The 14,895-nt window shown below is 73.2% G+C and carries 11 protein-coding genes; 9 read left to right on the top strand and 2 right to left on the bottom strand.

The annotated features are described in order from the left end of the window. Positions 1 to 98: 98 nt before the first annotated feature. The 9 genes from ACTOQ3_RS28485 to ACTOQ3_RS28445 all read left to right on the top strand — a co-directional run bounded on the left by ACTOQ3_RS28485 (position 99) and on the right by ACTOQ3_RS28445 (position 12,516). On the top strand, positions 99 to 221 hold the full coding sequence (locus ACTOQ3_RS28485; RefSeq protein ID WP_440086476.1) for a hypothetical protein: 123 nt from the start codon (positions 99 to 101) through the stop codon (positions 219 to 221). Further along, entirely contained in the window at positions 218 to 1,678 is a 1,461-nt protein-coding gene (locus tag ACTOQ3_RS28480) for an FAD-dependent oxidoreductase (protein WP_440086475.1), read from the top strand. Before ACTOQ3_RS28485 ends, ACTOQ3_RS28480 begins: the two co-directional genes overlap by 4 nt. Then, positions 1,675 to 2,349, top strand: a complete 675-nt coding sequence (locus ACTOQ3_RS28475) for a DUF6875 domain-containing protein (RefSeq protein ID WP_440086474.1) — start codon at positions 1,675 to 1,677, stop codon at positions 2,347 to 2,349. The genes ACTOQ3_RS28480 and ACTOQ3_RS28475 overlap by 4 nt, the downstream gene beginning before the upstream one ends. Next, positions 2,346 to 6,929, top strand: a complete 4,584-nt coding sequence (locus ACTOQ3_RS28470) for a non-ribosomal peptide synthetase (protein ID WP_440086473.1) — start codon at positions 2,346 to 2,348, stop codon at positions 6,927 to 6,929. The genes ACTOQ3_RS28475 and ACTOQ3_RS28470 overlap by 4 nt, the downstream gene beginning before the upstream one ends. Continuing rightward, a complete protein-coding gene (locus tag ACTOQ3_RS28465) occupies positions 6,926 to 8,242 on the top strand; it encodes an MFS transporter (protein ID WP_440086472.1) in 1,317 nt (438 codons plus the stop codon). The genes ACTOQ3_RS28470 and ACTOQ3_RS28465 overlap by 4 nt, the downstream gene beginning before the upstream one ends. 98 nt (positions 8,243 to 8,340) lie before the next feature. Next, a complete protein-coding gene (locus tag ACTOQ3_RS28460; protein WP_440086471.1) occupies positions 8,341 to 9,372 on the top strand; it encodes a methyltransferase in 1,032 nt (343 codons plus the stop codon). Positions 9,373 to 9,544: 172 nt separating this feature from the next. Beyond that, positions 9,545 to 10,822, top strand: a complete 1,278-nt coding sequence (locus tag ACTOQ3_RS28455; RefSeq protein WP_440086470.1) for a right-handed parallel beta-helix repeat-containing protein — start codon at positions 9,545 to 9,547, stop codon at positions 10,820 to 10,822. A 94-nt stretch (positions 10,823 to 10,916) separates the two neighbouring features. Then, complete coding sequence (locus tag ACTOQ3_RS28450; protein ID WP_440086469.1) at positions 10,917 to 11,555, top strand: amino acid-binding protein; 639 nt, start codon at positions 10,917 to 10,919, stop codon at positions 11,553 to 11,555. Between the two features lie 232 nt (positions 11,556 to 11,787). Beyond that, entirely contained in the window at positions 11,788 to 12,516 is a 729-nt protein-coding gene (locus tag ACTOQ3_RS28445; protein WP_440086467.1) for a hypothetical protein, read from the top strand. Positions 12,517 to 12,606: 90 nt separating this feature from the next. Here ACTOQ3_RS28445 and ACTOQ3_RS28440 read toward each other — a convergent pair whose 3' ends face one another. Together ACTOQ3_RS28440 and ACTOQ3_RS28435 are read right to left on the bottom strand one after the other, a co-directional pair. Next, positions 12,607 to 13,896 carry an ABC transporter ATP-binding protein gene (locus ACTOQ3_RS28440; protein WP_362845700.1) on the bottom strand — a complete coding sequence of 430 codons (1,290 nt, stop codon included), beginning with the start codon at positions 13,894 to 13,896 and terminating at the stop codon, positions 12,607 to 12,609. Between the two features lie 331 nt (positions 13,897 to 14,227). Further along, positions 14,228 to 14,895: RNA-guided endonuclease InsQ/TnpB family protein (locus tag ACTOQ3_RS28435; RefSeq protein ID WP_440086466.1), on the bottom strand; the 668-nt coding region annotated here is incomplete at its 5' end.

Genomic DNA, 14,895 nt, shown 5'->3' with positions numbered 1-14,895 from the left:
TTCTTCCGCTCGGCACGTTTTGATCCGGGTCGCCCGCGGCCCGGGACCTCACCCTCGTTCGACCCGTCGATCTCGCGCGCCCGCCCCAGGAGGCCGGTTTGAGTGTGCACGATACCGCCCGGATCGCCATGACCGCCGATCCTTCCCGGTCCACCGTCCCGATCCGCGACCGCGCGGGCACGCCCTCGTGGCGCGGCGTGGAGCCGGAGGAGACGCCGTGACGGACGTTTCCCACTTATCCGATTTATCCGACTTACCCGGCGGCTCGCGCCGCCCCGAACCCCACCCCGCCACCGAGCCCCGCCCCGCCCCCGGGGACCGGGCCGCGCGGGCCGCGGTCGTCGGGGCGGGCCCGGCGGGATCGCTGCTCGCCGTCCTCCTCGCCCGCCGCGGCCACCCGGTCGACGTCTACGACATGCGCCCCGACCCGCGCGACGGCAAGGGCGACGGAGAGGGACGCTCGATCAACCTGGGCCTGTCGGCCCGCGGCATCCGCGCCCTGCGGCACGTCGGCCTGTGGAACGCTCTCGGGGACAGGCTCGTGCCCATGCGGGGACGGATGATCCACCGTCCGGGCAGGCCCGCGGCCTTCCAGGCGTACGGCACCGACCCGGGGGAGATCCTCTACTCGGTCCGCAGGGACGAGCTGACCACCCTCCTCGTCGAGAGCGCCGCCGCGCACGAGGGGGTGAGGCACCTCTTCGGCGTCCGCTGCGCGGGAGTCGACCGCGAGAGCGGGGAGCTGACCCTGGCCGACGCGACCACCGGGGAGACGCGCGAGGCCCGCGCGGACTTCGTGGTCGGCGCGGACGGAGCGTTCTCCGCCGTACGCACCGCCATGCAGCGAGGGCTCGCCGCCGACTACCGCCAGGAGTTCCTCGAATGGGGGTACAAGGAACTCACGATCCCCGCCGCCCCCGGCGGCGGCTCCCGCGTCCCGCTGGAGGCGCTGCACGTCTGGCCCGGGGAGAACGCCCTGATCGTCGCCCACCCCAACGTGGACGGCTCGCTCACCGCGACGCTCTTCCTGCCGCACTCCGGCACCCCCGGCTTCGCCGAGCTCGCCGGGGAGCGGGACGTCACCCGCTTCTTCCGGCGGACGTTCCCCGGCGTGGTGGACCTCGTGCCCGACCTGGCCGCGCAGTACGCCGCCAACCCGGTCGGGAACCTGGTGACCATCCGCACCTCGCGCTGGCGGCACGCGGACCGGGTTGTCCTGGCGGGCGACGCCGCCCACGCGGTCTACCCGTTCTACGGCCAGGGCATGAACTCGGCCCTGGAGGACTGCCTGGTGCTCGACGGCTGCCTCGCCCGGCACCCCGGCGACCGCGCGGCCGCGTTCGAGGAGTACCAACGGCTGCGCAAACCGCACACCGACATCCTGGCCGACCTGTCGGAGCGGAACTTCGCCGACCTGCGCGACGGCACCCGGTCACCGCTGCGGCTGGCCCGCAGGCAGGCCGACCTCGCGCTGAACCGCGCCTTCCCCGCCCTGTGGCGGCCGCTCTACACCATGGTCTCGCACACCGACATGCCCTACGGCGAGGCGTTGCGCCGGGCCCACCGGCAGGACCGCGTGCTGCGCTGGTCGGGCGCAGGGCTGGCCGCCGGGCTGGCCGCGGGAGCAGCCCTCGCGGCCGTACGGATCGGCTCCTCACCACGGAGGACGGCCCCATGATCACGCACCCCGACGACCCGTCGCTCCGCCTGATCGAGGTCGCCGACCTCGACGCCCCGTCCCCGCCGCCCGAGGTCCTCGCCCACCGGGACGCGCTGCGGGCCGTCGTGGACTGGGCCGGGACCTACCTGTGCCGCCCGCACCCCGACCTGGGCCGCAACGGCCCGGTCTGCCCGTACGCCCAGGGCTCGCTGAGCCGGAACAGGTTCTACCTCGCGGTGCCCGAGGCGGGACCCCGCGCCGTCGAGACCGTCGAGGACGTCGTCGCCGCGGTGGAGCCCTACCGGGCCTGGTTCGTCCGGCTCGCGCCGCTGGACGGGCCCGAGGCCGTGTTCACCACGATCCTGCTGCTCCTGCCCTGCCTCCGCGACCGCCTGGAGTTCGTCGACGGCGCGCAGAACGCGCTGAAGGCCGCCTTCGTCGAGGAGGGCCTGATGATCGGGGAGTTCCACGACGGGCCGCCCGACAAGCCGGGGCTGTGGAACCCGTCGCTGCGCCCCCTGGCCGGTCCCGTGCCGCTGCTCGCGATCCGCCACATGGTCGCCACGGACCTCCCCTTCCTGTGGGGGGACCCGGCCCACCGGCGCGCGTACCTGACCCGGTTCGACGGCAGGGTGCCCGCCCATCTGCGAGAGATCGTCATGGAGGCCGTCATGGAGGGGACCGAGTGATACCGCCCGCGCGCCGCGACCCCGCCGCGCCCGTCCCGCTCACCCCCGCCCAGGCACGCCTGTGGTTCCTCGACCGGGTCGGGTCCGGCGGGGCGTCCTACGTCTGCTGGACCTTCCAGCGCCTCGTCGGGCCGCTCGACACGGAGGCGCTGCGCGCGGCCTTCACCGCCGTCGTGGACCGGCACGAGGCGCTGCGCCTGGTCATCGTCGAGGGAGCCGAGGGACCCGCCCAGGTGGTACGGGAGAGCGGGCCGGAACTGCGGGTGGTGGACGCGCCCGACGAGGAGCGGGCGCGCGACATCGTCAGGGACGTGCTCTCGCGCAGGTTCACCCTCGACGGAGCCCCGCTGCACCGGGCCGTGCTGATCAGGCTCGCGGCAGGGGAGCACGTCCTGGGCTGGTGCCTGCACCACATCATGTGCGACGCGCCCTCGCTCGGGATCCTGGAGGAGGACCTCTGGGCCTGCTACCGGGTCCTGGTCGACGGCGAGGAGCCGCCGGGGCCGGTCTCCGCCCAGTTCCCCGACTACGCCGCCTGGCTCGCCGGGCAGGGGGCGGAGGGGCACGAGGCGGGGCTGGCCCACTGGCGCGAGCACCTGTCCGGCGCGCCCGCCGTCACCACCCTCCCGCAGGACCGGGCCCGGCCTCGCGAACCCGTACGGGGCGGGGCCCGCCGCTCCCTGCGGCTGCCCGACACCCTGGTGGCGGACCTGTACGCCCTCGTCAAGGCGCGGCGCTGCACCCTGTTCGTCATCGCGATGTCGGCGATGACCGCCACCCTGGCCAGGCACTCCGACGAGGAGGACGTGGTCGTCGGGACCGCCCTGGTCAACCGGCACCTGATCGAGCTGGAGGGCTCGGTCGGCTGCTACATCAACCTCATCCCGGTGCGGACGGACCTGCGGGCCGACCCCACCCTGGCCGAGCTCCTGCGGGCCGTGCGCGGCTCGGTCATCAGGGGGCTCGGCCACCAGGCGACGCCGTTCGAGGAGATCGCCGAACTGGCCGGAGCCCCCCGGGACCTGCGCAGGAACCCCGTCTTCCAGACGCTGCTCGTCATGGGGGAGGGAGGCCGGTCCACCGAGCGGGCGGCGAACCTCACCACGGAGACCTGGGAACTCGACGAGTCCTCGCCCGGCGCCCGCTTCGACCTCACCCTCGTCGTGAGCGTGAGCGAGAGAGGGATCGAGCTGCACGCCGACTACTCCGCCGACCTCTACGACGAGGTCACCGTCGACCGGTTCCTGCGCCACGTCGTCGTCTTCCTGTCCGCCTTCACCGCCACGCCGGACCTGCGGGTCTGGCAGATCCCGCTCCACGACGAGGTCCACGCCGGTACGCCCGACGCCTCGTACGGCGGTTTCCCGGGGGGCGCGCGGCCCCTGGACGGGGGCACGCCCGACGGCGGTCCGGAGCCCCGCGATCCCCGGCCCGCCGAGGACTTCACGGCGGTCCACGAGCTCATCGCCCGGTGGGCGGCCGAGACCCCCGCCGCTCCCGCGCTGGTCTCGGAGGCGGGGACGATCGGCTACGGCGAGCTGGAACGCCGCTCGGCGCGGCTGGCGGCGCGGCTGAGGGAGGCGGGGGCCCGGCGCGAGTCCGTCGTCGCCGTCGTCCTGCCGAACGGCGAGGACGCCGTCGTCGCCCTGCTCGCCGCGCTGAGGGCGGGGGCCGCCTACCTGCCGCTCAACCCGGCCGACCCGCCGGACAGGATCGCCGGGATACTCCTGGAGGCCGGGGCGGTCGCCGCCGTCACCTCCGACGAGCACCGGGACGCGCTCGCGGGCTACCCCGGCGCGGTTCTCACCGCCGGGGCCGCGGAGGAGGCCGGGGACCCCGGGGGCCTCGGGGACCTCGGTGAGGTGCCGCCCGCGGGACCGGAGGACCTCGCGTACGTGATCTACACGTCGGGGTCCACCGGGCGGCCCAAGGGGGTGATGGTGACCCACGGGACCCTCGCCCGGCTGACCGGGTCGTTCCGCGACATCCATGGGTTCGGGCCCGGCGGGCGGGTGCTGATGCTGCCGCCGCTGACCTTCGACGCCTCGGTGGGGGACGTGTTCCCCGCCCTGTGCTCGGGGGCCGCCGTCGTGCTGCATCCCGACCCCGCCCTGCTCGACGGGCCGGAACTGGTGCGCTTCTGCGCGCGGCACGGCGTGACCGCGGTCGACACCGCGGCCTCCCTGTGGCGCGGGTGGGCGGCCGGACTGGCGCCCGGAGCGGTGCCCGACGGCTGGCCGGTCACCACGATGATGGTCGGGGGGGAGCGGGTGCCGCTCTGGGCGGTCCGCGCCTGGGCCGCCGCCACCGGCGGCCGGGTCGAGCTGTTCAACCACTACGGCCCGACCGAGGCGACCGTGTGCGCCACGGTGCACCGCACCCGCGACGGCGCCGAGGCGGCCGGGCGGGAACACCTGCCGATCGGGCGCCCCCTGCCGCACGTCCGCGCGTACGTCCTCGACCGCAGGGGCGGCCTGGCGCCCACCGGCACGCCGGGCGAGCTCCACCTGGGAGGTGACTGCCTGGCCCGGGGCTACGTCGCCCGGCCGGAGGAGACCGAGGCGCGGTTCGTCCACGACCCCCACGCCGGGCGCGAGGGGGCCCGCATGTACCGGACCGGGGACCTGGCCAGATACCTGCCCGACGGGACGCTGGAGTTCCTCGGGCGGGTCGACCGGCAGCTGAAGGTCAACGGCTACCGGATCGAGCCCGCCGAGATCGAGTCCGCCGTCGCGGCGCACCCGGGGGTGCGGGACGCGGCCGTCGTGGCCTCCCCCGAGGGAGACCGGCTCGTCGGCTACGTGGCGCCGCGCACCACCGACCCCGAGGAGCTTCGGGGCTTCCTGCGCGAGCGGCTGCCCCGGCACATGGTGCCCGCCGTGCTCATACCGCTCGACGAGATCCCGCGTACACCGCACGGGAAGGTCGACACCGGGCGGCTCCCGGACGCCTCGCGGGACGCGCCCGGATACGTCCCGCCGCGCGGCCCGCTGGAGACGGCGCTGGCCGGGGTGTGGGCCCGGGTGCTCGACCTTCCCCGGGTGGGACGCCACGACAACTTCTTCGCCCTCGGCGGCTCCTCGCTGCTGGCCGCCAGGGTGCTCGGCGAGGCCCGCGGGGAGACCGGGGCCGAGCTCTCCCTCGGCGGTCTCTTCGAGACGGCCGACCTGGCGGAGTTCGCGGCCTCCGCGGCCACGCCGGAACCGGCCCTCGGCGACGACGACCTGAGGGCGCTGGCCGTGCTGCCCGGCGATGTGCGCGACGCCCTCGCCCCGGCGCGCGGCGTACCGGGGGACGGGGGCGAGGCGCCCGGTCCCGTGTCCGGCGTACCGGGGAACGCGCGCGGCGTCCTCCGCCCGGCCGGCTCCGCGCCGGGCGGGGCGGCGGGGTGGCCCGAGCGGGTGCTGCTGACGGGGGCGACGGGCCTTCTCGGGGCGCACCTGCTGGCCGAGTTGCTCGACCGGGGCGTTCCCGAGGTGGTGTGCCTGGTCAGGGCGGGGGACGGGCACGCCGCCGCCGGCCGGGTCCGTGACGTCCTGACCAGGCACGGCCTCTGGAGACCCGGTTACCGGGAGAGGGTCACCGGTCTGGCCGGGGACCTGACGGCGCCCCGGCTGGGGCTGGAGCCCGGCGTCCACGACGCCGTGGCGGAGGGGAGCGACCTGATCTGCCACACCGGGCGGATCGTCAACTTCGTCCAGCCGTACCGGATGCTCGGCCCCGTGAACGTCGGCGGGACCGTGGAGATGGTCCGGCTGGCCGCGCACCTGCGGCCGACCCCGCTGCACGCCGTCTCCACCCTCGGCGTGTACCTGGGCCGGGCGGGCGAGGACCGCCCGATCACCGAGGACGAGGCCCCGGACGACCCCGCCGGATTGGACTCCCCGTACTACCAGACCAGGTGGGTCGCCGACGCGGTGGCGCGGCGGGCCCGCGAGCACGGCCTGCCCGTGACGGTCCACCGGCCCGCGCGGGTCGGCGGCCACAGCCTCACCGGCAGGGGCGATCCCGCGGACTACCTCAACCGGCTGCTCGCCACGTTCGTCCAGCTCCGCATGGTGCCCGACATCCCGGTCACCGAGGACGTCGTCCCCGTCGACCACCTCGCCGCCGCCATCGCCGCGAGGCTGCTGGACCCGGCGTCGGCGGGGCGCGACTTCCACTACTTCGACGCCGAGGGGATCACCTACCGGCAGATGGCGGCGGCCCTGCTCGACCACGGGTACGACGTCGGGCTCGTCCCCTGGGAGCGCTGGCGGGCGGAGATCCTGCGGCGCTCCGCCACGGGCGAGCCGGTCGCCATGGGACCGTTCGCCGCCGATCTGGGCGAGAAGCCGCCGGGACCGCGCGGACCGAGGTTCGACACCTCGTTCACCTGCCCGCCGCCCGGCGCCGCCCTGATCGGCCGCTATCTCGCGTTCCTCGAAACGTGCCCCGGACTCCTTTCCGGAACGTCTCCCCGGACGCCCTCCGAGGCCTCCACCGAGGCCTCCACCGAGAAACCCGCCGGGACGTCCATCGGGACGTCCGCCGAAACCGGGACGTCCACCGGGACGTCCGCGGAAGGAGGGCTCCGTTGAGAGCCGACGCGCTCAGGTTCGCCGGCATCTGGTCCGCCGAGCTGGTGTCGGTGATCGGCTCCAGCCTCACCGGCTTCGTGCTCAGCGTCTGGGTCTACCAGGAGTCCGGATCCGAGACCCAGTTCGCCCTCACCATGCTCTGCGCCACGCTGCCCGGCATCCTCATCACCCCCTTCTCCGGGGTGGTCGTCGACCGCTTCGACAGGAAGCGGGTGCTCGTGCTGAGCGACTGCGGGGCGGCGCTGTCGACGGCCGCGCTGCTGCTGATCGTCCAGGCGCAGAGCCTGGCCGTGTGGCACGTCTACGTCGCCACCGCGGTCGGCGCGATCTGCGGGACCTTCCACCTCACCGTCTACCAGGCGATGACGCCGCTGCTGGTCCCCGAACGCCACCTGGGCCGGGCCAACGGGCTGATGCAGGCCACCTGGGGGCTGCAGATCGCGGCCCCGGTGGCGGCGGGGACGCTGCTGGAGGTGGTGGGACTGCGCGGGGTGCTCCTGCTGGACCTCCTGTCGTTCGCCGTCGCGACGGTCGTGGTCCTGGCGACCAGGCTGCCCAGGTCGGTCACCCGGCCCGAGACCGTCGCGAGCCCGCCGTCGCTGGGCACCGACCTGCTCTTCGGGCTGCGGCACCTGCGTTCCCACGGGCTGTTCCCCCTGCTGGCGGTCTTCGCCGCGTTCAACCTCGTGTTCGCCGTCGCGGGGGTGCTGATCCGCCCGCTCATCCTGTCGTTCACCGGGCCCGCCACGCTCGGGGTGCTGGTGTTCGCCGGTGGGGCGGGGCTGTTCGCGGGAAGCCTGGTCATGGGCCTGTGGGGAGGGCCGCGCCGCAGGATCACCGGGATGAGCCTCTTCATGGCGGCGGGCGGGCTCGCCCTGGCGGCGCACGGCCTGTCGCCCTCGGTGGTGCTCATCGCGGTGGTCGCCCCCGCGTTCCTGTTCGTCCTGCCGGTGGTCAACGGCTGCGTGATGACGGTCCTGCAGCTCAAGACGGAGGCGGGGGCGCTCGGCAGGGTGCTCGCCACGGCGCGCACCCTGTCCCAGTGCGCGATGCCCATCGCCTACCTGAGCGCCGCGCCCGCCGCCGAGCATCTGACCGGCCCCCTGCTGATGCCGGGCGGCGCGCTCGCCGGGAGCGTCGGGGAACTGATCGGGACGGGCCCCGGCAGGGGCACCGCCCTGATCTTCCTGGTCGACGGGCTGCTGCTCGTCGTCCTCGCGGTCACGACCTTCGTCCTTCCCCGGCTCCGCCGCCTGGAGCGCGAGATCCCCGACGCGCCCAGAACGGACACCGCGCCCGCCCCGGTCTCCTGACCCCCGCCCCCGGGACCGCGTCCCCGCGAGAAACCTTCGGAACCGCGACCCTCACGCACCCCGCCCATACGAACCGCGACCCTTACGAACGAGGTCCGATGCCGCTGCACCTGACACCCGAGGAAGCCCGCCGCTACCTGGAGAGCGGAGAGGCGCCCGGTCCGCATCTCGACGTGATCGGCGCCATGTCGGCGCACGCCGCCGCGGCCGGGCTCCGGCTCGGCCTGTTCGAGGCCCTGGCGGACGGGCCCAGAGAGCTGACCGAACTGGCCGCCGGGCTCGGCGCCGACCGGGACGGCCTGCGCGTCCTGCTCGGCGCGCTCGCCGCGACCGGGTACGTGACCTCCGAGGCCGGCGGGTACGCGCTCACCGCCGTGTCCCGCCCGCTGCTCGGCGGGTACGGCAACACGCTGCTGTTCTGGCAGGAGGTCCTGGCCGGGCTCTGGGGCGGGCTGGAGGAGTCGGTGCGCTCCGGCAGGCGCGGCGCCGACTTCTACGCCTGGCTGGCCGGGCGCCCCGAGGTGCTGGCCCGCTTCCAGCGGCTGCTCCAGGACCAGGCGGGGTGGCTGGCGGAGGAGATCGCCGCCGTCGCCCCCCTGCCGGGCGGCGCCTCCCGGCTGCTCGACCTGGGCGGCGGGCACGCCCGCTACAGCATCGCCTACTGCCGCGACCGGCCGGACCTGCGCGCCACCGTCGTCGACCTGCCCTCGGGGATCGAGGCGGGCCGCCCGGCGGTGGCCTCGGCGGGGATGGCCGACCGCGTCACCCTCCTCGCCGGGGACATCCTGGGCGATCTTCCGTACCGGGACCAGGACGCCGTGCTGCTGTTCAACCTGCTGCACGGCTTCGGCGAGGAGCAGGCCTCGGCCCTGCTGCGGGCCGCGGCGCGCACGCTTCGGCCCGGCGGGGTCGTGCTGGTCCTCGACCGGGATCCCGGCCATCCGGGCGACACGGCGGCGCGGGCCTTCACCCCGCTCTTCGAGCTCAACCTGCACCACACCCAGGGCGGGCGGCTGTACTCCCCGGAGACGATCACCCGATGGCTCGCCGAGGCCGGTTGTCACGGACCGCAGGAGTACGTCCTGACGCGCTCCCCGGCCCACCTTCTGATCATCGCCACCAGGGCGTGAGCCGCACGGACGGCGACCGGGCCCGCCCGAGTGAAGCGGCCCTCCCGGCCCGCCGGCGTGAAGCGGAGGTAACGACCGGCTGTGCGTCCTGCGCTCGGATCGCTGAGTGAACCCCAGGTGTGCGAAGATCTGCGCTGACGTACTGGCGGTGACGGCGATGGAGCGTACCAGAATGAAATCGACGAGGCTGTGGGCCGCTCCCGTGGCGGGGGCTCTCATGGCGGGAAACATGCTCGTCGCCGTGCCCGGAGCCACCGCGGCCACGGCTGCGGCCGCGGCGGGCACCGTCTACTACGTCGACTCCAGGTCCGGAGACGACTCCGCCGCCGGGACCTCGGCCGCGGCGGCCTGGCGCAGCCTGGACAACGTCAACGCCGCCACCCTGGGCCCCGGCGACACCGTGCGCCTCAAGCGCGGTGGCAGCTGGCCGGGCGCGCTGACGCTGTCCGGCCGGGGCACCGCCGCCGGCCCCATCTCGGTCGAGCCGTACGGCGAGGGCGCGGCCCCGAGGATCAGCGGCAGGGACGCGGCCTGCGTGGTGATCTCGGGCTCCTACGTGCGGGTCGTGGGGGTGCGGGCGAGCAACTGCCGGTGGGCCGGCTTCGAGGTCGGCGGCAGCCGCAACGAGCTCGACCGCGTCATCGCCGACCGCAACATCACCGGGGTCCACTTCGTCGGCGCGCGCAACGTCGTCAAGAACAGCTTTCTGAGCGACAACAACCGCATGAGCGTCAACGACGAGGGCGGCGACGACGACTCCGGCGCGTTCGGCGTGCTGCTCAACGGCGACGACAACCTCGTCACCGGAAACGTGATCACCGGCAGCTACGCGAGCAGCAAGGACTACGGCACCGACGGCGCCGCGGTGGAGGTGTTCAACGGTGACCGCAACCGGATCACCCACAACATCGCCAGGAACAACGAGACCTTCGTCGAGCTCGGCGCGCAGAAGGGCAAGACCGCCGGGGGCAACATCTTCGCCCACAACGTGGTCACCTCCTCGCGCAGGGGCTCCTTCCTCGTCACCCGGGGCGCCGGCCACGTGGTCGGGCCGGTGAAGGGCACCGTCGCGGTGCACAACTCGGTCTACCTGCCCGCCCGTAAGACCCTCGGCTGGGCCTGCCACGACGGCTGCTCCCCGGCGATCCTGAAGCTGCGCAACAACATCATCGTGGTCGGCGGCGAGGTGGGCTTCGAGGACGGCAAGGGGGCCGACGAGGACGCCGGCGTCTACAAGGGCCGCTCCCGCAAGTTCAAGCTCGGCCCCCGGTCGATCATGGCCGACCCCCGCTTCAGGAGCCGGACGGACCTGCGCCTGCTCCCCGGCTCCCCGGCGCTCGGCCGCGGCGTCAAGCTCGGCCCCACCTGGTACGGCGGGGCGGGCCTGGCCCGCGACCTCTCCGGTGCCACGCTGTCCGCGACCCCCGCCGCCGGGGCCTATCAGTCCTGACTTTTACCCGTTTTGGGTCTTATTCTGGACATCTCCCCGGAACCTTCGTGAAACCTGGCTAGGACAGTCTGGTGCGCAGAGCGAGGTGATCGGCATGATGTTGCGGCTACGTGTCTCCTTCCCGGACAGGCCGGGCGCACTGGGCCAGGCGGCCCGGGTACTCGGCACGCTGGGTGCGGACATCCTCCAGGTGACGGTCCTGGAACGCGAGCTCGGCCGGGCGGTGGACGACTTCACCGTCTCCTGGCCCGGCACCGTGGACGCGGAGACGGTCAGGGACCGCCTCTCCGGCGTTCCCGGGATGCGCGTCGAGGGCGTCTGGCCCACCCGCGAGATACCCGGTACCGCGCCCGACTACGACCTGCTGAAGCACGTCGCCGCCGATCCCGGCAGGGCCTTCGCCACCCTCGTGGACGCCATGCCCGACCTGGTGAGCGCCGAGTGGGCGGTGATCCTGTCGCCGGAGAGCGAAGATCTCGTCCATCGCAGCTGGCAGGCTCCGGTGGCCCTCGACGAGACGGGTGGCCTCGTCGGCGTCAAGGCGGCCGACCTCGCCACGCTGCGCCCCGCCGTCCTCGGTTCCGGGCGGCACCAGCTGATGAGCCTCCCGGTGCCGGACACGAGCCGGCACCTGGTCCTGGCCAGGGCCGACGGCCCGCCCTTCCACCGCGCGGAGCTGGACCGTGCCATCCGTGTCCTGGAGATCGTCTCCATCATGAGTCGATCCTCTTAAGTCCCCGCGTTTCCGATATGTCGGTTATGGGGTAGGAAGGCTAGGAGTGGCTCGGCGCCACCTGCGGTGACCGCGCCTTTGTCCGTCGTGCCCGGCCCCGTCCACCGTGGGCGGCCGGGTCCGCCCGGCGGGACGGTGGCCGTCGCGCACACCCGCATCAGATCTCCCCCCGATAGACGCCGCTGGTCGTATCGGTACCGGGCCCCCGCGGGTCCGCGAGGAGGGCAGCCTGATGCCTGAGCGCCACCACGTGACGATGATCCTGCTGGGGCTGTGCCTGGGAGCCGCCACGGCCTGCGGGGGGAGCCCGGCCGTCACGGACGCCGCCTCCGCGGTCCCGGTGCGAGACTCCGACCTCGAGCGAAGTCCCGGCCCCCGGCAGAGCGCCACCCCCGGTACCGGTTCCCCGGGGAGCGCCGCACCCGTGCCGGAGGGGTTCAAACGGATCGGGGGACCCGCCAACGGCGTCACCGTCGCGGTCCCGAAGGAATGGGTGGCGCTCGACCTGACCAAGGACGATCTCGACAAGGGGCTGAAGAGAAGCGGCCTGTCGGGTCCCACGCTGGAACAGGCGAAGAAGAGCCTGCAGACCCTGGTCGACAACAACGGCATCTGGGCGTCGGACACCGACTCGGCGAAGACCTCCAGGAACGGCTTCCCCACCAACCTCAACGCCTTCTGCCAGGCCGGCCGGCAGATCCCGACGGAACAGCTGCTCAGGGAGACCAGATCCCAGCTGGAACAGCTCAACGCCAAGGTCATCGAGACGGGGAAGGTGCGGATCGGCTCCAGGGAGGTGGCGCGGCTCGTCTACTCGTTCGAGACCAACGGCGTCAACGTCCGGGGCACCCAGTACTACGTGCCGGTCGAGGACCGGACCTGCATCGTCACGCTCAGCACCGACACCGGGGGCAAGCAGGAGCTGTTCGACCGGATCGGCGAGACGATCAGGCCGGTCTGACCGCCTCATCTCCCGCGGCAGGCGAGGGGGCCCCGTACGGCCGGCGCCGCACCGCCCCGCCGCCGTGGGCGGCTCCGGGGCGGCGCCGCGTCAGCGCTGCGGCGGGTCGATGCGGGCGCCGTCCATGGTGAAGAGCATCAGGCGGGTGACGTCGACGCCGACCCTGGCGGGCTCTCCGGACCGCCAGACCGGGCGGGAGCCCAGGCGGACGATGAGGTCGGCCCGGCGGTGGTGGCCGCTGACGTGCTCCTGCTGCTGCTGCGGCTCGGCGTCCTCGTCGAACACGCCACCGGGCATCAGCCGCCGCAGGACCGAGCGGATCCGCCCGCCGACGAGGGGGACGCCCAGGCCGTTGGCCTTGTGCCGGGGGTCGGGGGGCTCGGGCACGGCCACGGAGGTCAGCCCGCTCTCGACGTAGGCGAGCCACTCGTGGCCGTGGTACTCCAGGGCGCGGACGCGGCCGAGGAAGGTCGGGCCCTCGAAGCTGTCGGGGACCGGGGCCAGGCAGTCCGGGCGCAGGCCGACGATGATCTGGTGGCCCACGTGCTGGGAGATGACGTACGCCCTGGGATCGGTCCAGGGGATCATGATCTGGTGCGGGCCGAAGTCCAGCAGGATGAACTGGTTCTGCGGGGTCCGTACGGTGGCCGCGAGCAGGTTGATCTGCTGGGAGCTGAGGAAGGCCGCGGTGAAGGCGGTCGCGGGGTCGTTGTAGACCTGGCCGGGAGTGCCGACGTCCTGCAGGACGCCGCGGTTCATGATGGCGATCCGGTCGGCCAGCGTGAGGGCCTCGACCTGGTCGTGCGTCACGTAGATCGTGGTCACCCCGAGGGAGCGGACCAGCGACGAGATCTCCATCCGCAGCTCGGTGCGCATGCCCGCGTCCAGGTTGGAGAGCGGCTCGTCCATCAGGAAGAGCGAGGGCTGGCGGACGATCGCGCGGCCCATCGCCACGCGCTGGCGCTGGCCGCCGGAGAGCGTTCCAGGGCGCCGTTCCAGGGTCTCGTCGATGTGCAACGCCTTGGACAGCTCCGTCACGCGCTCCCTGACCATCGCGGGGTCGGCCTTCGCGATCTCCAGGGGGAAGGCGATGTTGCCGCGTACCGTCCGGTGCGGGTAGAGCGCCCCGTTCTGGAACACCATGGCCACGTCGCGGTCGCGGGGAGCGAGCTCGTTGGCGAGCGTGCCGCCCAGCCACAGGTCCCCTTCGGTGACCTCCTCCAGACCCGCGATCATCCGGAGCAGGGTGGATTTGCCGCAGCCGGAAGGGCCTAACAGAACGAGAAACTCCCCGTTTTCCGCGCGCAGACTCATGCGGTCGACCGCGAGGTATCCACCCGGGTATACCTTGCTCACGTTGTCGAGGACGACGGTACTCATGCGCGCTCGTTCCTCCCGGACGCCCCCGCCCGGATCCCAGCTGTGTGATTGATGAGGTAGTACATCGCGACACTTGCCCGTGTGTCCATAGATGTCGTTAGAAATCGCTCATCTAATGGTTACTTCTCCGTTCCCGGGCGTGACGGTCGGTCGTGACACCAAGCCTTTACCGGAGCGCCAGCACGAAGGTTGAAATGTTACAGTTTGCGAAAAGTTGCAGAAACGAATTTCATAGAGGGCGCCGGACGCCGATCGGTTCGCGCCCGGTTCAGCCGCATGGTGGGGTGACTGCTTGGTGACTCCTCCGCTCCCTGAAGGGAGCGGCTTCTCGTTAAGCCGCTTGCGCGACGTCGCGAAGGGCAAGCCCTGCCCTCAAGATGTTGATCGCCGCATTCACGTCGGCGTGCGCCGTATGAGCGCACCGCTGACAGTGGAACCCGGCTTGGGTGAGGCGGTTCTCCTTCGCGACGTGGCCGCAGGCGGCGCACGTGCGGGAGGTGTTTCGGGGGTTCACTGCGATCAGCTCTCGACCGGCGCTTTCAGCCTTGTCCGCGAGGATTCGCAGGAACACCCCCCAACCCGCGTCCAGGAGGCTGCGGTTGAGGCCGGACTTTTGCGCGACGTTCCGGCCGGATGTCTCCACCGTGCCGGACGCCGAGCGGGTCATGTTGGCGATCCGCAGGTCCTCGTGGGCGATGACGTCGTAGTCGCGAACCAGGCGCAGGGTCGCCTTGTGCGCGCCGTCGAGGCGTTGACGGCGCACCTTGCCGTGCAGGGCCGCGACCCGCGCCACGGCTTTACGGCGCCGCGCAGAGCCCCGCTTCTTACGCGCCAGGTCCCGCTGAGCGGCGGCGAGCCGATCGGCGGACGCGAAGAGGTGGCGCGGGTTGTCGAGGTGGTCGCCGTCGGAGGTGGTGACCACCGACGCCACCCCCAGGTCGATGCCGACGACCGCGCCGGTCGCGGGAAGCGGTTCGGCGGGTACGTCCTCGCACGACA

Origin of the sequence: Streptosporangium sp. LJ11, from assembly GCF_051918945.1 — a bacterium.
In the GTDB taxonomy this organism is placed as follows: domain Bacteria; phylum Actinomycetota; class Actinomycetes; order Streptosporangiales; family Streptosporangiaceae; genus Streptosporangium.
Note: the sequence above shows the minus strand (reverse complement) of the source record. Positions and strands in the feature narration are given on the sequence as shown.